This window comes from Paenibacillus sp. FSL R5-0636, assembly GCF_037974255.1.
Taxonomy (GTDB): domain Bacteria; phylum Bacillota; class Bacilli; order Paenibacillales; family Paenibacillaceae; genus Paenibacillus_AQ; species Paenibacillus_AQ odorifer.
This window is the reverse complement of record NZ_CP150232.1, coordinates 6,877,041-6,896,195: the sequence shown is the minus strand read 5'-3', so window position 1 is coordinate 6,896,195 and position 19,155 is coordinate 6,877,041. Positions and strand designations below refer to the sequence as shown.

11 protein-coding genes and 1 riboswitch are annotated in these 19,155 nt (G+C 43.4%); of the genes, 8 read left to right on the top strand and 3 right to left on the bottom strand.

Features of this window, described 5'->3' with window-relative positions:
• The first annotated feature begins 78 nt into the window (after positions 1-78).
• Positions 79-165, top strand: a riboswitch (cyclic di-GMP riboswitch).
• A gap of 258 nt (positions 166-423) precedes the next feature.
• The 4 genes from MKX34_RS31415 (at position 424) to MKX34_RS31400 (ending at position 12,933) form a co-directional block, all read left to right on the top strand.
• Positions 424-6,237 carry an NPCBM/NEW2 domain-containing protein gene (locus MKX34_RS31415; protein WP_076296992.1) on the top strand — a complete coding sequence of 1,938 codons (5,814 nt, stop codon included), beginning with the start codon at positions 424-426 and terminating at the stop codon, positions 6,235-6,237.
• A gap of 244 nt (positions 6,238-6,481) precedes the next feature.
• The gene (locus tag MKX34_RS31410; RefSeq protein ID WP_076105102.1) at positions 6,482-7,117 is read left to right on the top strand and encodes a response regulator transcription factor; all 636 of its coding nucleotides are present in this window, start codon (positions 6,482-6,484) and stop codon (positions 7,115-7,117) included.
• Between the two features lie 84 nt (positions 7,118-7,201).
• Complete coding sequence (locus MKX34_RS31405) at positions 7,202-12,283, top strand: AAA family ATPase (RefSeq protein WP_076296993.1); 5,082 nt, start codon at positions 7,202-7,204, stop codon at positions 12,281-12,283.
• Positions 12,280-12,933 carry a response regulator transcription factor gene (locus MKX34_RS31400; RefSeq protein ID WP_036682266.1) on the top strand — a complete coding sequence of 218 codons (654 nt, stop codon included), beginning with the start codon at positions 12,280-12,282 and terminating at the stop codon, positions 12,931-12,933. Before MKX34_RS31405 ends, MKX34_RS31400 begins: the two co-directional genes overlap by 4 nt.
• Positions 12,934-12,945: 12 nt before the next feature.
• Here the strand turns inward: MKX34_RS31400 and MKX34_RS31395 are convergent, their stop codons facing one another.
• Positions 12,946-13,356: a DUF2752 domain-containing protein gene (locus MKX34_RS31395; RefSeq protein ID WP_076274861.1), complete on the bottom strand. Its 411-nt coding sequence runs from the start codon at positions 13,354-13,356 to the stop codon at positions 12,946-12,948.
• The gene (locus MKX34_RS31390) at positions 13,337-13,675 is read right to left on the bottom strand and encodes a DUF4234 domain-containing protein (protein WP_051491231.1); all 339 of its coding nucleotides are present in this window, start codon (positions 13,673-13,675) and stop codon (positions 13,337-13,339) included. The genes MKX34_RS31395 and MKX34_RS31390 overlap by 20 nt, the downstream gene beginning before the upstream one ends.
• A 221-nt stretch (positions 13,676-13,896) precedes the next feature.
• Between MKX34_RS31390 and MKX34_RS31385 the strand changes: the two genes are divergently transcribed.
• Positions 13,897-14,238 carry a zinc ribbon domain-containing protein YjdM gene (locus MKX34_RS31385; protein WP_036682263.1) on the top strand — a complete coding sequence of 114 codons (342 nt, stop codon included), beginning with the start codon at positions 13,897-13,899 and terminating at the stop codon, positions 14,236-14,238.
• 77 nt (positions 14,239-14,315) lie between these two features.
• Here MKX34_RS31385 and MKX34_RS31380 read toward each other — a convergent pair whose 3' ends face one another.
• Positions 14,316-15,980: a diguanylate cyclase gene (locus MKX34_RS31380; protein ID WP_076296994.1), complete on the bottom strand. Its 1,665-nt coding sequence runs from the start codon at positions 15,978-15,980 to the stop codon at positions 14,316-14,318.
• A gap of 284 nt (positions 15,981-16,264) precedes the next feature.
• Here MKX34_RS31380 and MKX34_RS31375 point away from each other — a divergent pair, with 284 nt between their 5' ends.
• The 3 genes from MKX34_RS31375 to MKX34_RS31365 all read left to right on the top strand — a co-directional run bounded on the left by MKX34_RS31375 (position 16,265) and on the right by MKX34_RS31365 (position 19,055).
• The gene (locus MKX34_RS31375; RefSeq protein WP_076124143.1) at positions 16,265-17,323 is read left to right on the top strand and encodes an LLM class flavin-dependent oxidoreductase; all 1,059 of its coding nucleotides are present in this window, start codon (positions 16,265-16,267) and stop codon (positions 17,321-17,323) included.
• 55 nt (positions 17,324-17,378) lie between these two features.
• On the top strand, positions 17,379-17,843 hold the full coding sequence (locus MKX34_RS31370) for a RidA family protein (protein WP_036682469.1): 465 nt from the start codon (positions 17,379-17,381) through the stop codon (positions 17,841-17,843).
• 177 nt (positions 17,844-18,020) lie between these two features.
• The gene (locus MKX34_RS31365) at positions 18,021-19,055 is read left to right on the top strand and encodes a stalk domain-containing protein (RefSeq protein ID WP_036682258.1); all 1,035 of its coding nucleotides are present in this window, start codon (positions 18,021-18,023) and stop codon (positions 19,053-19,055) included.
• The last annotated feature ends 100 nt before the right edge of the window (positions 19,056-19,155 follow it).

Below are 19,155 nucleotides of genomic sequence, written 5' to 3'. Positions count from 1 at the left end.
TGCAATTACCTATACTCATTTCATACCAATTAATCATGCGATCAGATCTAGGCTTATGTTACTCTTTGAATGTATTCGAAACTTCATAGGCAAACCTATGGAAATGTAGGGACGCAAAGCTATAGGGACTAAGGTTATCATAACTATTGTCAGCCAGCTGCCAAAGAGTGTGTAACGCTTTTTGTTAAAATATAAGAAAGTATAAGTTATACACCTATACTTAATATCTTATATTTCTCGCTTAAACGCTTACCGTCCTTATAAGGACGCCGAAGACGTTTATGCTTGTTAAGGTTTAATAAAAATTAAGTCTTAATTTTTAGGCGACTTTATACGCAATCAAGCTACTCTTTTGGGGTAGTTTTTTTTGTGCCCATTTTTGGGCACTGGAGAGATTCATATGACATCTGGGGGTAAGAAGAGATGAAGAAAATGATTGCGATCGCTACATCGGCGGCCATGTTGGCCAGTTTTTCGAGTGAGGCAGGTTATGCTTTAGCAAGTGAGGCAAGCAAGGTAAATGTAACAAAAACAGTCGCGCAAAGTAAGGTCAACTTATTAAGCAACGCTTCGGTTATTCCGTTTGAGCTGTACGGCAAGGATGTTCTAAATGCCTATAATGAGGTTTTTAGAATGAATCCAGCAAATATTAAAACCATCACAAATAACGGTGGCAACTACTCAGGCTCACCTATAGCTAAGGCTATGGATGGGGATATGAGCACGCATTGGGAGACTGGCAAACCGAATAGTTCAACGTTTACGAATGAGGTTGTGTTTGTTTTCAATGAGTCCACTGAATTAAATAGAATGGTCTATGCCGCTAGGCAATCTGGTGCTAGAGGTAAAGGTTTTGCTCAAGAATTTGATATCTATGGCTCCACTACCGATGCGGGTGATTTCACACTCGTGTCTTCTGGAGAATATACAGGCTCAACCGGTGATGTAGTGGAGATTCAGTTCGCACCTACGGCTTTTAAGAGACTTAAATTTGTCTTCAAAAAAGCGAACCAAGATTGGGCGAGTGCGGCTGAGTTTTCTTTTTATAAAGAGGATAGTGTCTCTGCTAAAATGAAAAATTTATTTACAGATGATACCTTGAGCCAAGTTAGTGCTGCCTTTAATACGACAGAGAAATTAACAGCTTTAGAGAATGAAGTGCAGGCACATCCACTGTATACGCAGTTTAAAGAAGAGATAGAGAATGCAAAGATCCTTTTGGAGAACCATCAGGTAGACGCAACGGCAGCCAAGGTTTCGAAGCTAAAAGGGTATGGTACAGCCTATGAAAATGCCTATAGCCAAGCTTATAGAATGCCAAATGCAAACGTATCAAAAGTAACGGTGAACGGTGGAAGCTACCCAGGTACGAAGCCTGAATATATGCTGGATGACCAGCCCACTACGCATTGGGAAACGAACAAAAACAATGATGCAAGCTTCACGAATGAAGTCGTGTTTGAACTAGCGCAAGCGGAAGTGCTGGACAGAGTGGCTTTTTTGGCTAGAGATAACCGCAAAGGATTCCCAGAGGCTTTTGAAATCTATGCATCAGAGACGAGTAAAGGAGAGACCTTCCAACTTGTATCTAGCGGAACCGCGATTAGTACCAATGATTTTCTGGAATTTAAATTCGAACCGACGAAGTTTAAAAGATTAAAATTTAAGTTCACAAAAGCTAATATTAACAGACCTTTTGCGGCTGAATTTAGATTTTATACAGAAGATAAAGTAAGCGAAGCTGTAAATGGTATTTTCACAGATGGAACGATGAGTGCGGTTGTGTCTGCTTATAATAACGTTGCAAAAATCAATGAATTGGAGGAAGCGGCAAAAGTACATCCGCTCTATCCAATCCTTAAAGATTCATTGGAACTAGCTAAGAAGCTGGTTAATGGCGAGGTTCAAATCGAAGGTACCATCATAGAGGCGGAGCAGCGTGGAGATATGAAAAAACATGCTCAGCAAAACCTGAGAATAGGCTTCGGCACGAACAACCAGCCTACAGGACTTGCGGCAATGCCTGGCGAGACCATCAATGTTTATGTGGATGCTGCTTCGGGTGATAAGTTGCCTTCTTTGATCTTTTCTCAACAAGAGGGAGCTTGGAATAGTTGGGCTAGGGGCGTACAATTGCGTGCGGGCAAGAACACTATAACTGTACCTGAAATTGCAACGACTAGTGCTTATGCTCATGATGTAACTAAGGGCGGCACCGTTTATATCGTAAATCCCTATACAGCTGAGGAGCAAGGGAAGGCGCCACTGATCCGCTTCGAAGGTTTAGAAAAGATTCCTTTTATGACCAAGACCACGGATCCAGAACAATTCAGAACCTTCTTAACCACATACAAACAAAGATTAGACGAAGATAAAGCGGCTCATCCAAATGTTCAAGATCGCAAACTTATCGATGTGGTAGAAATGGCCAGCGATCATGTTATTTTTACAGGAACTGCGACTGAAGCGTACAACAAATTTATTACGCAAGGAAATAACCCGCTGGATACCGTAACTGGGTATGACACCTGGATGAAAAGCATTTTTACCTTCTATGGCTTGGATGGCAGTAGTGAGATTCATGATGCCAAGCTAATTCGTGAGAATATTCGATTGATGCAGCCTTATGGTGCGATGTATGCAGCGGGAGATCATACAGGGATCCAACTTGGAACAGTAGGAACCATGTTAGGTGATTTTAACAAAGCTTATCCGGGCTGGGGACTGAATCACGAAATTGGGCATCGCTTGGCTATGGGTGAACGGGAATATGGCGAAGTAACTAATAATATGGTGTCTATGTTTATGTCTGTCGCGGCGAATTCGATAGATAATCGTATACCGTATGAATCAGATATCTATAAATATGTCCTCGAAGAAAATAAAGTGGTAATGAATCAGCAGGGCTTATTTGCACAACTCGGAGCCTATTGGCAGCTGGAGCTGGCACATCCGGGATACTGGACAGAGCTGACCAAGCTATATCGGGAGCGGAAGGTCACCCTTCCCAACGGTGACAATTCCAAGCAGCAGTATTTGGTGGAGTTCTCCTCCGAAGTACTGGGATTAGATTTAAGCAGCTATTTTGCCAGACATGGCTTCACTGTGAATCCTGAGACAAAAGCGAAAGTAGCCAAGTATCCGGCACCGCAAAAGTTATGGTATTTAAATAACTCGGTGATTAATTATGAGGGAACTGGAATAGCGGATAAAAATCTGGCCATTAAGGTTAATATCACACCTAACACCACGGCTAGAACGAACACGTTAAGTTTCAGTATAGATAAAGAGCTTAAGCAAGACTTTTTAGGATATGAAGTGTATAGAAATGATGTGTTAGTTGGTTTTACAGGAACTGACCAATTTGTGGATCAGAATGTAGATGCGAGTATCAACTATACGTACAAGATCGTCGGTTATGATAAAAAGCTGAACCCACTGAAGCCCGTACAGGTTAAAGCCTTTAAGCCAGCCTTGTCTGTTGAAGATCAGCTCACTTTAAAGCTTAATCAAACCTTTGATCCGATGAGCTATGTAAAAGCGGCTAACTATCTAGGAAACGATATTACTGCGGATGTCTCTCTGAAAGCCAATAACGTTGATGTAACGCAAAAAGGCAACTACGAAATTGTATATGAAGTGAAAAGCGAAGGGGTTACGAAAACGAAAACCACACAGGTTACGGTAACGAGCGACTACGCCTATATTTCCGATCTCAATGCCAAGTCAGTCGTTGTAGGCTGGGGTGAATTAAAGAAAGATAAAGCTATTTCCGGGGGAATCATAACCCTTGTTCGCCAAGGATTGGCTGCGACGTACGCGAAAGGGATTGGTGTTCATGCCAACTCTGAGGTAGTTTACGATATTGAAGGTAAGGGTTACGACTTCTTTGAAAGCTACATTGGGATCGATCAGGCCATGAAAGGGAAACCTTCCTCGGCTACTTTTGCAGTGTATGTGGATGGAGAACAGAAATTTGAGAGTGATGTTTTCCGGGCAGGAACAGAACATCAATTTGTGAAAATCCCAGTGACTGGCGCAAGAGAGGTGAAGCTGGTCACAACAGATGCTAAGGATGGCAATGCTTCAGACCATACGGTATGGGCCGATGCGAAGTTCTCGAATAATTCAAGCAAACCTATCATTACAGTGCCGGAAGAGACAAACTTCGTTAAGCTGAACAGCGAATTTGATGTGTTGAGCGATGTAACAGCTTTTGATACGGAAGATGGTAATTTAATTGGAGCCGTTGAAGTACAATCCAATGGATTCACATCAAGCAAAACAGGGACTTACAACGTCGAGTTTTCAGTTACAGACTCAGATGGAAACTCCGCTGTGCAGGCCAGAAAGATTGTTGTATACAGCGCTAGTAAATACCTGAGTGATGTAGATTGGCAATCGGCAAAAACGGATTATAATGTGGTTCGAAAAGATAAGGCTAGCTCTAACAATCCGTTTAAGCTGCTGGTAAATGGTGAGGTCAAAGAGTTCGCTAAGGGCTTAGGAACCCATGCCAGCTCTGAAATCGTGTATAATCTGGCGGGTGCAAACTATGAATATTTTGAAACGTATGTAGGGGTTGATAGAAATATCCCTGAGCAGAGCAACTCCAGTGTAATTTTCAAAATCTTTGCCGATGGGGCAGAGGTTTATAACAGCGGACTGATGAAATTTGGTACAGAAGCCAAGCTTGCGCGGATACCTGTTAAGGGTGTAAGTGAATTGAAGCTGGTGTTAGATAATGCAGGTAACGGAAATGCTTCAGATCACGGTGATTTTGCTGATGCGAAGTTTTTGATCTTGAACAATACACCAGAGCTTACCATACCTAAATCTGTCTCAACCAAAGTGGGCCAAGCGATTGATATCAGTGAAAGCTATTCGGCAATGGATTCGGAAGACGGTGACTTGACGGCTCAAGTGAAGGTCACAGGCCAAGAGCAAGTTAAATTCAACCGGGCTGGAAAGTATCCAATCACTTACACAGTAACAGATAGTGATGGAAATACGACCACGAAGATTAGAACTATAGCCGTAGTAGACATGACGGACTTTACGTATCTGACGGATTACGACTGGAACTCTACTCAGAACAGCTATACTGCACCTTTGAAGGATAAATCTATTAGTGCCAATACGCTGAGATTAACAGATGAGAACAATCAGGTAGTGTCCTATGAAAGAGGAATTGGAGCGCACTCTAACTCGACGATTGTATACAATCTAAGCGACAAAAACGCGGACTATTTCACTTCCTATGTAGGTGTAGATAGACAAATGTACGGTTCTGTTGGTTCGGTGAGCTTTGAGGTGTTTGTCGATGGAGAGAAGAAATTCGATAGTGGAGTCATGAGTTCGAGAGATCCGCAGAAATTCATTGAATTGGATATTAATGGAGCAAAAGAACTGAAATTAGTTGTCACAGACGGGGGAAATGGCAACGGATCTGACCATGCTACATGGGGTGGAGCCAAACTACATTTCGCGAATGGAGATCACTTATTCACTGGAGATCTGGAACAGGCGATTGCAGCGGCTAAAGCAATTTCTCTAGAAGGCTTCACACCTGAGAGCATCGCGGCATTTACGTCCAACCTCTCGACAGCAGAGACAGTGTTGGCTAACTCTTCTGTTACGCAAAGTGAAGTAGACGAAGCTGTAGCAGCGTTGCAACAAGCAACCGAAGGTTTGGTCCAAATAGATCTTACGCAAGAGATTACTGTGGCGGACCCGTATTTAAGTGCTTCGATCAAGACTACATTGGGCGTAACTGGAGAACTAACGCTAGGGGATATGTATAACCTTACAACGTTAACCAGCGAAACCAGAAGAGCCAGATCCTTGGAAGGTTTGCAGTACGCAAATAACCTAGAGACACTTGACATTACTGGAAATGAAATTACAGATTTCTCCCCATTACAAGGGTTAACTAAACTAACGAGCTTATTGGCCGACCCACAAGTGTTAGAGGTAGGAGAATTTAAGGGACCTGTGGTTGAAGTAGCTAATCTGGTGAAAGGGCTCGATGGCAGCAAAGTGATCCCTAATTCCGCTGGGGTAAGAAACACTAGAACATCTAAAGAAATTGTGTTTGATATGAAGGAATGGGCTGCTAATCCGGATGTGTTTACTATTGACCTATCAAACGAGGAGAAAGGAACTTACATGCTGGGGTTAACTTACCAAGTCGCAGGTAATCTCGTGCAAATCATTTCTTTTATTAATAATAATTAAATTCCCAAGAAAACAGGCGGATTGTGGTCTCTATAACCATGGTTCGCCAGTTTTTAAATGAGGGGTTTTTATGTAAAAATATCCATTTTGTCATATGACAAAAGAAATGACAACGCTCACTATAAGCGGTGTAGTCTTTTAACTATACTTAATCAGAAATGCGTCAAATTTAAATGAATACTCTAATTGAAGCTTTTTATACAAAGAAGTAAATAATGTATGCGGTTTAGAGAGAGGTGTTTCTGTGAAAATCATCATTGTAGATGATCATCCATTAGTTAGAAGAGGGCTGGCATCTGTCATTGCAATGCAATCGGATATGCAATTTGCAGGTGAAGCTACGACTGGCCCGGAAGCACTTGATGTGATTGAAGAGACAAATCCAGACATTGTCCTCATTGATCTTAAACTTGCTGATGAATCAGGACTGGATGTCATTAAGATAGCACGTACCCGCGGCATGGTTAGTAAATTCATACTGTTGACTTCCTCTGCGAGCAGAGAGGATTTTTTGAGGGCTGAAGAAGTACTGGTAGACGGATATGTACTGAAAGAGGCACTGCCGGAGGAATTACTCTTTGCTATCCAGTTGGTGAACAAAGGGAGAAAATATTACGATCCTGGCCTAATGGAAGAAAAGATGCGAATGAGCGCCAGCAGTCCAACAGATGAATTGACACCAAAAGAGAAGGAAGTCCTGATTCAGCTTGGACAAGGTGCTTGCAATAGAGTGATTGCCACACGTCTTTTTATCAGTGAATTTACGGTGAAGAAGCATGTCAGTCAGATTTTAGCGAAGCTGCAGGTTACTGACCGGACACAGGCGGCACTGTGCGCCAACGCGATAGGATTAACGAAATATGAAATGTCTTATGAGTAGAACGGCAAGATCAGATGTTATAATGGCTTTAACTACTTTGCGAGATTGAGTATTCTGTCTAATTGTAATTAGGGAGTGCTGTTGATGTTTGAATTGCCAGGATACCAAACCTTAGATCTGATAGATAATACCGCAGATATCAGGTTATACAGACTTCTACGTCAAGAGGACGGCCTAAGGGTTATCGCTAAGACAACAATAGGAGAATACCCGGGAGCTGCCATGGTCGATGCTTTTCGTCATGAGTATGACATGCTTAAGCGACTTTGCGGACGTGGTGCAATAGAGGCGTACAGTTTGGAAATTATGGCGGACCGACCAGTCCTTCTCTTAAAAGATATAGAGGGGAGTACTCTTGGGCAGATCCTGCGTATGCCTGTTAATTCACTGGGTCTTCCAGCGCTGCTTCGGATCGCTACAGCTATTGCTGATTGTCTTATGCAAATTCATCGTGAAAAAATAACACTAAATGAACTAACCCCCGCTCATCTAATCGTCAATCCCATTACTTTTGAAGTGAAATTTATTGATATAAGAATGTGCTCTACCGAAAACATCACGAGTCCTTTGTCACCGTTAAGCGGTCGGCCCGATGTTCTGCTTCCTTATATAGCTCCAGAACAAACGGGACGAACCGGAGTCAAACCGGATTACCGTTCTGACTTTTATTCGCTTGGGATCATCCTGTATGAATGTCTCTCAGGCAGCCGCCCCTTTGAGCTGCATGATGTTGTTGATATTGTATATCGTCATCTTGCAGATACACCTGAGCCTCTGCACCGCAAGTTCCCCACTATCCCTCTATCGGTCTCTGATATTGTTGGTAAATGCATGGAGAAGATGCCTGAAGCGAGATACGCCAGCGCATTAGGCATTAAATCGGATCTTGAGGAATGTCTATCCCGTCTAGAAGAATCCGGGCATATTGAGCCTTTTCCACTAGGAAGCTGGGATATCCCAGAGCGGTGGATGGTATCAGGACGCTTCTATGGAAGACATCTTGAGCAACAAAGCTTAAGGGAAGCGCTGCAACGAGCATCACAAGGTGCCGTAGAGACGGTCTGGATTAGCGGGGAGAGTGGTATCGGCAAAACAACCTTTCTAAAGGAGACCCTTAGAAATACAGTCTCTTTGGATGGTTTCTTCGCCAGAGGCAAATTCGAATCCCGACATACCTCACTCCCTTATGGCATCTGGCATCAAGTCATAGAAGAGTTGGTTAGTCAGCTGCTGATGGAAACAAAGCTGCAAGTGGAGGTTTGGAAGCTGCGTATTCTACAAGCAGTGGACAATTACGGTCAGTTGCTGATCGATTTTGTTCCTAAGCTTGAACTCTTGATTGGCCCACAACCCTCCGTGCCTTCACTGCCACCGCTGGAAGCTCAGCATCGCTTTCAATTAATCATGAGCCGATTTATTCAACTCTTTCCTCATGAGGATCATCCATTGATCTTGGTATTGGATAATTTGCAATGGGCTGATGATACGTCGCTGCAATATCTCACTTCGCTTATAGAGGATACGGCAACGACTCATCTGCTAATCGTGCTTTCCTATCGCAATCGGGAGATTACAAGGCTGCACCCACTCAGTAGGCTGGAAAAGCATCTGATTGACCGCAACGTAGCGATGAGCAGAATTTCTTTACAAGCGCTTGAACTCACCGATTTAAAACAACTGCTACTTGATGTTATGCGTTACGAGGCAGCTGACTTGGACGAGCTGGCGCGTGTGCTGCTTCATAAGACAGATGGAAACCCGTTATTTATTAAGCAATTCCTTCAAGATTTGATAGATGATCAGCGAGTGGAATTTGATGAGAATATTCGAAGCTGGAAATGGGATCTCCAGCGTATTACTGAATTAAATGTTCCCGATAACGTAGCTTCATACCTTTCAAGTAAATTGCAACAATTTCCTGAACAGACGGTATATGCACTTAGCAGAGCCGCATTCATAGGCAGCCTATTTGATTTACGTACACTTGCTGATATTACGGAGACCCCGATAGAGGCATTGAGCGAAGCGTTGGCGGTTGCTGTACATGGGCGCTTGTTGCAGCCCGTTAACGGGGAGGAATATCCGCATTATAAGTTTCAGCATAACCGCATTCATCAGGCAGCATATGCCTTTATTTCCGAAGAGGAGCGTTCCGAGCTGCATTGGAAGATTGGTCTGTTATTGCTAGGCCGCAGCCCGCTAAGTGAAGGAACGACCCTATTTGAAGCTGTCCAGCATTTGAATCAGGCACTTACATGGTTAGACCGCCCTGAACAGAGGCTTCAACTGGTAGAGCTGAACTTACAGGCAGGGGTCAAAGCGAAGCAAACAACCGCACATGAGACAGCCTTACAATATATGCTTCAGGCAACGTCATTATTAGCGGAGCAGAGCTGGGAGGCGCATTATGGGCTAACCTTCCGGGTATTTCGTGAGAGGGCAGAGCTCGAATATTTATGTTCCCATTTTGATACGGCTAATGAATTATTCCATCTGTTAATTGATAAAGCTACGACAAATATGGATAAGGCTTATGTCTACGCAATGAAGGTGCAGTTGGAAGCAAGTAATGATAACCACGAAGAGGTGATCTCCTTAGGCCAGCATACCCTATCGTTACTGAAAGTGAAGCATCAATTTGATCCTGGTTATGCTCAATTGACGCTTCAATGGTTACGATTGCGGCGTAGACTCAAGAAGGTCTCACTCGAATCGCTTACTCTTTTACCTCCAATGACTGATGAAGCACGTAGAATCGCAATGTCTACTTTAGATCATTCGAGCAATGCTTGTTTCTACGTCAATCGAGAAGGGTGGCTCGCTTCTTCCTTCACCATGATTGAATTAACGCTTGATTATGGGATGACCCCGGAGGCTTCCATTGGATTCATAGGCTATGCAATGTTTCAGTACTATTACTTCCGTAATGATGAAGAAACATTTAAATGGGCCATGCTGGCATTCAGCTTATCCGAACCCTATCCGAAACAGCATATGACAACCTTAGCCGCGTTCGCCATGTGCTACGATAGCTGGCGGCATTATGATCCAGCTATGCTCCATACATTTACCGAGAAGGCTGGTAAAGTGGGACTGGAATCAGGTGACTTATGGAAGGGCAACCAGAATGTGCTGATCAACTGTGCCTCCCTTTTGCAATTTGGTCATCCTCTCGGCGATATCTATGAGCGATTAATTACTCATTCCGGAGATTTGCTGCGCCATAACAACAGTCTTCACTGTAAGCAGGCTATTGTAGCGGCGGCCATTCTTGTTCGACTGACAGGTTATCGCTCTATAGATGATCCCTTTCCCATCGCGGAGATTAGCGAGCCTGATTTTGCACAGTCGGTTCATGGGGACACCTTTGATTTTATACAAGAAATGGTCTGGATCTATCAGTATTTGACGGGCTATGTATTTGGAGAATACCGAGAAGCCGGTGAGGCATTAGCCAAATCAGCGGCCATTATAAAATCACGCGAAGATGGCTTAGACAGTCCCATGCAGATCATGTATGAATGTTTAGTTTGGGCTCAGTTGTATGAGGAATATAACGCTGAAGAGCAACGTACATATCGGGCAAAAATGCGTAAATGCTTGAAGAAAATGAAAAATCTTGCCATGCGTTGTCCGGGGAATTATCAGCATAAATATCTATTGATGAAGGCTGAGTTAACTCGTCTATCGCGAGATCCCCGCCAAGCTGAAGCGTTGTATGAGCAATCCATTGAGAACGCTCGGGTCCACGGTCATATTCACGATTTAGCGATGGCGGCGGAATGTTATGGCAAATATGGGCTTCGTCATGGCAAAATGCATCTGGCAAGAATCTATATGACTGAGGCCTATGAGGCTTATCTGCAATGGGGCGCAAAGGCTAAAGCGGCTGACCTGGAGCAGCAGCATCGCCATTTGCTGCATATTAAACGAGAGCCCGGGCTCGATCGTGTGGATTCCCTTTCTGTGGTAATGTCTGCCCAAGCATTATCGGGCGAGATGGAGATGAGCCGATTATTGGCCACGCTGATGCGAATCATGCTCCACAATGCTGGGGCAGAATATGGGGCTGTTATTTTTGATCATGACGGCAAATGGATGGTGGAAGCTTATGGGACCTCAGAAGCCCAGCATATCGAATCTGTTCCACTTGGGGAAGAATCGGGGTTGGTCCCGGCAGCGATTATAGCTTACGCGGCAAGAACACAAGAACAGGTTGTATTACATGATGCGCTCAGTGAAGGGATATTTACACGTAATACTTACGTTAGGAATAATAGACTGAAATCTGTTCTATGTCTCCCCATCATGAATCAGAATAAATTGGTTTGCCTGCTCTATTTGGAGAATAATCTATCGCCGGGTGTATTTACTCCAAGCAGACTCGATGTGCTCAAGCTGCTTGGTTCACAATGCGCAATCTCAATCGCTAATGCCAAGCTATATTCGGGAATCCAATATCTCAAAAAAAATCTGGAGGATCAAGTGGTAGAAAGAACTCGCAGCCTGGAGCGTTCGATGCGGGAAACATCTGCGGCTTTGGCCGAAGCTACTGTTTTTGAGGAACGCAATCGTATTGCCCAAGAGATTCATGATATTGTCGGGCATACCCTTACATCGACGATTCTGCAGATTGAAGCTGGCAAGCGGCTGCTTCAGAAGAAGGAGATAGACAGCGGCTTTCAGCGTCTGGCAGAAGCCCAGGATCTTGTGCGGCATAGCTTGAATGAAATCCGCGGCTCTGTCCATATGCTGAAAGAGGACAGGTATTCTGACCTAACCGTGATGCTGAGGCAGTTGATTAAAGATACAGAACGCAATGCAGGCGTTGTTGTTCATGCAGTTATTTATGATCTGCCGGAAGCCATGTCAACAGCCTATAAAAAGGCAATCTATCATGCTTTGCAGGAGGGCTTAACTAATGGGATCAGACATGGAAAGAGTGCCGAGTTCCATTTTAGTCTGGAGTCTGTTGGAGCGAACTTGCAGTTTAGACTCAAGGATTGTGGGCTAGGGATGAGTCCAATCGTGATGGGATTTGGACTTAGGACGATGAAGGAACGGGTTGAGCAACTGGGAGGCAGCTTATCCATCGATTCAGAAATGGATGAAGGATGTTTACTGGAGATTGATCTGCCCATGCGAAGGGTTGTGGATAGAACATGAGTAAAATAAAAATTGTAATTGCCGATGATCAATTGTTGACGCGGGAAGGACTTCGCACCATTTTGGATCTGGAAGATGATATGGAAGTGGTCGGTGCTGCCAAGAATGGAGAAGAGGCTTGCGAGATGGTGGAGGCACTCCAGCCTGATCTGGTGCTGCTTGATATTCAAATGCCAGTTATGGATGGCCTTAGCGCCTTGAAACGAATAAAGCAGATTCGGCCGAACATCTTCATTCTGATCCTGACTACTTTTATAGAGACTGATTATATTGTAGAGGGAATGGCCTACGGAGCAAGCGGTTATATGCTGAAGGACATGGACGCAGATAAAATGATCGCTTCGATTCATGATACGTTATCCGGGCAATTTATTCTGCCAGCTCCGGTAGCAGCCAAACTGGCGTCGAGGATGAACAGGTTAACAGAGGACTATGAACATTGGCAAAGATCGGGTCTGGATCGTATCAGTCTGACAGAACGGGAAGAAGAGCTGGCACAGCTCATTATCCGGGGACTGAACAATCGTGAAATCGCCGATACATTACATATTGCGGAAGGTACGGCGCGTAATTATATTAGCAATCTTTACAGCAAATTAGAAGTGGTTGATCGGGCCCAAGCGATTGTGCGACTGCAAGCTATTTTGTAATAGTTGTTGCTGTTAACGAATTACTGTCGGGGCCAAATATTCAAACAGCGGGAGATTCCTCAGTATTCCAAATGTAACGGTCAGAATCAACATTATAGCCATAATTGCCTGGCTAAGAGGCCGGATTTGCTTCTTATTAGTAATCCAATACAACATATACAGAGGTGCTAAAATAAACAGCAACGGGTTAAATCTAAACGCTTGAATAACGTCGAGCTTCAGCAAGGAAAGAATAACTCTTGTGACTCCACATCCGGGACAATACAATCCAGTCCATTCATGAAATGGACAAGGGATACTAATCTTGGTTAAGGGTATCCATGCTTTGAGATAAACTACGCCGACGAGACTTAAGGACACACCCCAAAATAGTTTAGGATGTGTCCTTTTATAAGTCGTAAACTTATACCAGTTTATTAACATCGGATTGTACCAAGGCATACGTGACAATACCCAGACCAAAGAGTGTCAGGATCACATAAAGCACTGAATTATCTGACGGGTACTGGCCGCGCTGTCTTTGAGCTTCAGCAATATGTTTACCTACCTGATAGGCCCAAATGAAGCTCCAGATCCCACACGTAACCAACGTTAAAAGAAAATGTTTTCCTCCTGTAAATGTATAGTCCCCACTCAGTTCGCCTACCTCATTGGTTAGAACAATAAACCAATATATTGTATAGAGCCCACATGTAATTAATGACAAAATAATGGCGAATGCAACACTTCTGCGACTAATCATTACTCACTCTCCTATCTATTTACATAAAAATTCGACATTTCCATCTTATTGAATTAGGAAAAAATATACAAGACAATATTTGAGAATTACTGTCCGCTGTCGAAATCTAGACAAACTTACTGCTGATATCTAGTGGAAACCTTACCAAATATGAAATATACTTTTGAGGCTATGCACTGGAACCACAACTAGATTTACATTAACGAATGGAGGACACTTTGATGTCTACTTTGCCAAATTGCCCGAAATGTAATTCAGAATACACTTATGAAGATGGTAGTTTGCTCGTCTGCCCGGAATGTGCGCATGAGTGGAGCCTCGACACAGAGGCTGAAAGCAGTGAAGAGAACAAGGTTGTCAGAGATGCCAACGGTAATATTTTAAATGATGGAGATGCTATAACTATTATTAAAGACCTTAAAGTAAAAGGAAGCTCATCCGTTCTGAAGATAGGAACAAAGGTGAAAAACATCCGTTTAGTGGACGGAGATCATGATATTGATTGCAAAATCGATGGTTTTGGAGCTATGAAATTAAAGTCCGAGTTTGTTAAAAAGATCTAAAAAATAAGAATCAGCTTAACTTCAACAGAAGTAGGCTGATTCTTTCTTTTTGATATGGTCATTCGCTCAAAGGAGTGTTATCTATTAATCTCAACAATCTGATTTCGTCCGGCATTTTTTGCTTGATATAAGGCTTTGTCCACAGATTCGAATAAATCATTTAGTTGATTGGTCAGGCTTTCTGTATATTGAGCTGCAAAATTACTAATGGACAGCAGTCCCATACTAACAGTAATTGATAGGGCATGAGCAACATCCTCTACATGTACTTTATTAGCTTCTATTATAGATTTGATATGTTTTGCCAAGTGGTTTGCTTGTGTTTGATCTGTATTTGGTAAGTATATGATAAATTCTTCTCCGCCATAACGCGCCAGAACATCCGTCTCCCTCAACGTTTTCTTAATTACCTCTACCGTGCTGCAAATGACCACATCACCGATTAAATGGCCGTAATTATCATTCACTGTTTTGAAAAAGTCGATATCCAGAAGGATGATAGCAAAAGGCTGCTTGAGTTTCATATTTTCTATGATCTCATGCTCTAAGTGTAACGTTAAGTAATGACGATTATAACAACCGGTTAAGCTGTCCGTTATGGCCATCTGCTTAAGTTTTTGGTTGGTTTGCGATAGTTCATTCTGGATTTCAGTTAATGCAGCATTACGCTCTTGCAGGGTCTCGTTCTGGTGATTGGTCTCGGCTATGAGGCGATGCAGCTCGCTTCTGTCCTGAAAAGTAAGAATGCGTCCAACCCTGATTCCACCTACCACAATCGGCGCGGCAGTAATGTTAATGTATGCATTGAGTGAGGTGTAGAATAGTTCAACCTCGGTTCTCTCCATGGGCTGGTTCAAGTATGTATGAAGGAATAAATCGAAAGCTCCGGAAGTTTGCTCCATGGGTGCGATGGTCGACACGTCAAAGCGAGCACCGGTTTGTAGATTGATTCTTGGGAAAAGCGAGCGATTGATTTCTACTACAGTCTCACTATCATCCAGTACAAGAATTCCTTCTGTAATGGTGTCAATGATATCCTGATGGGCGATGGTTACGAGATCAAATATTTTATCCCGATGAATAGCAATTACGAAAAAAATTGCCGAGATTAAGATCCCCAGAGAGGTCAGCCCCGGAATAACTGGATCAGATTTAAGCAACACCACATTAAGAAAAACATCCAATAATATAAATACCGTTAGCACCAGCACCCCTTTGAGCACATGAGCAACCTGTTTTTTGATCCGCTGTGTAGTGTTTGAGACTAGGGCTGAATAGATGATATACAGAGAAATCATTACGCTGGTGGTTAAGAAGATAATAAGCAGCCAAAAAATCGGACCATAATATCTTTCGATATATCCGCCGTTCATAGGGAGAACAAAATTTCCGTTTGGATTAGCGATCACTACTACTATGATCAATGCTGCGAGAATGTATAGGATCAGCGTGTTCTTTTTTCGAAGGAGATGTGAATTTCCAGTGAGAAGTATCGTAAAAAGAAGCCAGCCAATCGTTAACAGAACCGAGTCGATAAATGCGAGCTTCACATAAAACAATTGAAACCTGGGATTGTCGGTTGTTTTGATAGCAAATTGACAGAAGGGCCATAACATCATAGTAAAATGAAATACTAAGTATGCTTTATGTAGGTTAGTGATGGTTACAGACGCAAATATGTAGATGAACAAAGCGAACAAAACAAAAAATAATAATAAATCAATCCATGTCATGATATTCATTTCAGTGACACCTTCTCCCACCCGGTTAACAGTTCTTTCATGTTACCTTGAATTTTAATGGTTTGCCATATGATCATTTGTTCTACGAGAACGGCTATTTGTTTAAGAGTGTTTCAACATATTCCTTCAAAATCCTCTATTTGTAAGCGTGGTTTTGCAAATTTTAAGGATGAGTTTCTCGACAAACTGGGGTTGGACAGAATGATTAGCTTTTTTAACCTTAACTTGTGTTATAATCAAACAAACAATTTAAAGAGGAAATTATAGTTAAGGGGGATTTGTAAGTGGAAATAGGAATAAGCACGTTCGTAGAAACAACACCGGATGTTCAGACGGGTGAAGTGATAAGTCATGCGCAGCGATTGCGCGAGGTTGTAGAGGAGATTGTGCTTGCTGATCAGGTGGGTTTAGATATATTTGGCGTGGGCGAACATCATCGCAAAGATTATGCGGCTTCTTCTCCAGCAGTTTTACTGGCTGCGGCGGCCTCACAGACGACACGGATTCGGCTAACCAGTGCAGTTACAGTACTTTCCTCTGATGACCCCGTACGTGTGTTTCAGGATTTCGCTACCCTGGATGGAATCTCGAATGGACGCGCAGAGATCATGGCAGGCCGGGGTTCTTTTATCGAGTCGTTCCCGCTGTTTGGGTATGATTTGAATCATTATGATGAGCTGTTCGATGAGAAGCTGGACTTGCTGCTCAAAATACGGGAATCCGAAAAAATAACCTGGAGCGGCGTGCACCGTCCTGCCATTAATAATCTGGGGATTTATCCGCGTCCCGTGCAGAATCCTTTGCCAGTATGGATTGGCAGCGGAGGAAATACAGAATCCGTAATTCGTGCAGGTCTACTAGGATTACCGCTTGTGCTGGCTATCATTGGCGGCAGTCCGCTACAGTTTGCTCCGCTCGTGAAGCTCTATAAGAAGGCTGCGGCGCAAGCGGGACATGATGTGTCGAAGCTGCCCGTTGCTTCACACTCACACGGCTTCATTGCAGAGGATAATCAGCAGGCTGCGGATATGTTCTTCCCTTCTACGCAAGCTAGTATGAATGTTATTGGCCGGGAACGCGGATGGGGTCAATACACCCGTGCAAGCTATGATGCGGCACGTAGATTTGAAGGTGCCTTGTACGTAGGTGACCCAGAGACCGTTGCTGAGAAAATCATTCACCTGCGCAAGCAAGTAGGCATCACACGTTTTATGCTGCATGTGCCGCTTGGCACAATGCCTCATAAGGATGTAATGAGAGCCATTGAGCTATTGGGTACCCAAGTAGCACCCATTGTTCGCGCTGAAATATCGAGATGGGAAGCAGAGGTTGAAGCTAAGTAGTAACTATGATCTTACTAAATTATTGATGCTGTTGATAATGGAGGGGGAGATGGATATGACAGAGCACACTATAGCGAGCAGACTTGAAGCATTAGGAATTGTCCTGCCTGAGGCTAGTGAACCCGCGGCAAAATACGCTAACTACGTAATTGTTAATGGCTTATGTTTTGTATCGGGAAAAGGACCGGCGGGCCATCCCAAAGGAAAGCTGGGACAAGACTACACTACCGAAGAAGGCTACCATTTTGCACGTTTAACGGGTATAGAGATCCTTGCCGTCCTTAAGACAGCTTTAGGTTCTTTGGATAAAGTGAAAAGAGTAGTCAAAGTTCAAGGCTTCGTTAATGCAGATCCCCTCTTTGAAGAACATCATAAAGTGCTTAACGGTTGTTCAGATTTAATGCTGGAGGTGTTCGGAGACAAGGGTCTTCATGCTCGTTCTGTATTGGGTGCTGTTTCTGTAAGGGACAATCTTCCGCTCATTATTGATTCCATTTTTGAGGTAGAGGAACCTGTCTAGCGGGCTCCATGAGGGCATACTTAAAAAGAGGACTGTGGTACCGAAAGGTGATCGCAGTCCTCTTTTTTTAGGTGCTTATGCTGTAGCTAGATGCTCACCCCAATATTTGTAACAAAACTAATTACCCTTTTTTTAGTAACAATAGGTGCACATATCAATCAACGAGGTGATGACATCATGAAGTTTCAAAAGAAAGCTATGTTACTTTTACTACTTACATCTATGCTCTATACTGCTCCGGCCTATGCGGGGACAACGCCTCAGACTCCGGTTACAGCCGTCTATCTGGATGATCAACAGCTACAATTAGAGGCTCAGCCCTTGCTCGTAAACGATACAGTACTAGTCCCTATGCGCAAGTTATTTGAAGCTCAAGGGGCAAAGATTACTTGGAATAATGATACCAAGACCGTTAAGGCAACCAAGGGAGACCTGGTGCTGACCTATCATATTGGCGATCAAGCAGCGAATAAAAATGGCCATTCCTTAAGTGTAGCCGTTCCCGGCCAGATTGCCGGCGGTTATACGATGATGCCACTGCGTTTTGTCAGCGAAGCTTTGGGCAGCACTGTGAAGTGGGATACTGCTACTCGTGCTGTTCGTATCTACTCGGCAGTGGATTACGATACGACAATTCTATATGGAGTTAATCTGCGAAGTTTGCCAGATTCGTCAGCCCAATCAACGGTTCAGCAAATGTTGTCGGCAGGAGATAAGGTACATGTGGTTAGAGAAGTAGATGCTTTATGGTTAGAAGTGCGAACGCAGGATAACAAGAGTGGATATATCTCTGCTAAACCCAAATATAGCAATTATACGAGTGCTGCTCTTGTAGAGCGGCAGGGAAACGAGCTGCTTGCTTACGGAGAAAAATATCTGGGAACGCCTTATGAATTTGGCGCTGCTACTGACCAGACGTCAACCTTTGACTGTTCTTCTTTTGTAGGACATGTATTTAAGGATATGTTGGCAATTGACCTGCCACGTGTCTCTTACAATCAGGCCAAAGAGGGCAAAGAGGTTGGAATTAACGAGCTGCGCAAGGGGGATCTGTTATTCTTCAGTGCACGTGGACTTGATATTGGACATGTGGCGATTTACGCGGGAAATAATCAGATCCTACATACGTACTCCAAGGAGCTTGGCGTTCATTATGAAGCCTTAAGTGACAAGTGGAAGAAACGTTTGGTGACGGCTCGCAGATTGTTTTAGCTAGGTAATAATTAGGCTATAATTATCACGGTGAATAAGCATCCGAATACATTTGGGGGATGAAGCAGATTGGCTAAGACCATAGTAGAAAAGTTGAAAT

Coding starts and splice junctions, on each gene's coding strand:
- MKX34_RS31370 (WP_036682469.1), top strand. CDS start 17,379: ATGACAGAGCACACTATAGCGAGCAGACTTGAAGCATTAGGAATTGTC.
- MKX34_RS31400 (WP_036682266.1), top strand. CDS start 12,280: ATGAGTAAAATAAAAATTGTAATTGCCGATGATCAATTGTTGACGCGG.
- MKX34_RS31390 (WP_051491231.1), bottom strand. CDS start 13,675: ATGATTAGTCGCAGAAGTGTTGCATTCGCCATTATTTTGTCATTAATT.
- MKX34_RS31405 (WP_076296993.1), top strand. CDS start 7,202: ATGTTTGAATTGCCAGGATACCAAACCTTAGATCTGATAGATAATACC.
- MKX34_RS31415 (WP_076296992.1), top strand. CDS start 424: ATGAAGAAAATGATTGCGATCGCTACATCGGCGGCCATGTTGGCCAGT.
- MKX34_RS31395 (WP_076274861.1), bottom strand. CDS start 13,356: ATGTTAATAAACTGGTATAAGTTTACGACTTATAAAAGGACACATCCT.
- MKX34_RS31365 (WP_036682258.1), top strand. CDS start 18,021: ATGAAGTTTCAAAAGAAAGCTATGTTACTTTTACTACTTACATCTATG.
- MKX34_RS31380 (WP_076296994.1), bottom strand. CDS start 15,980: ATGAATATCATGACATGGATTGATTTATTATTATTTTTTGTTTTGTTC.
- MKX34_RS31385 (WP_036682263.1), top strand. CDS start 13,897: ATGTCTACTTTGCCAAATTGCCCGAAATGTAATTCAGAATACACTTAT.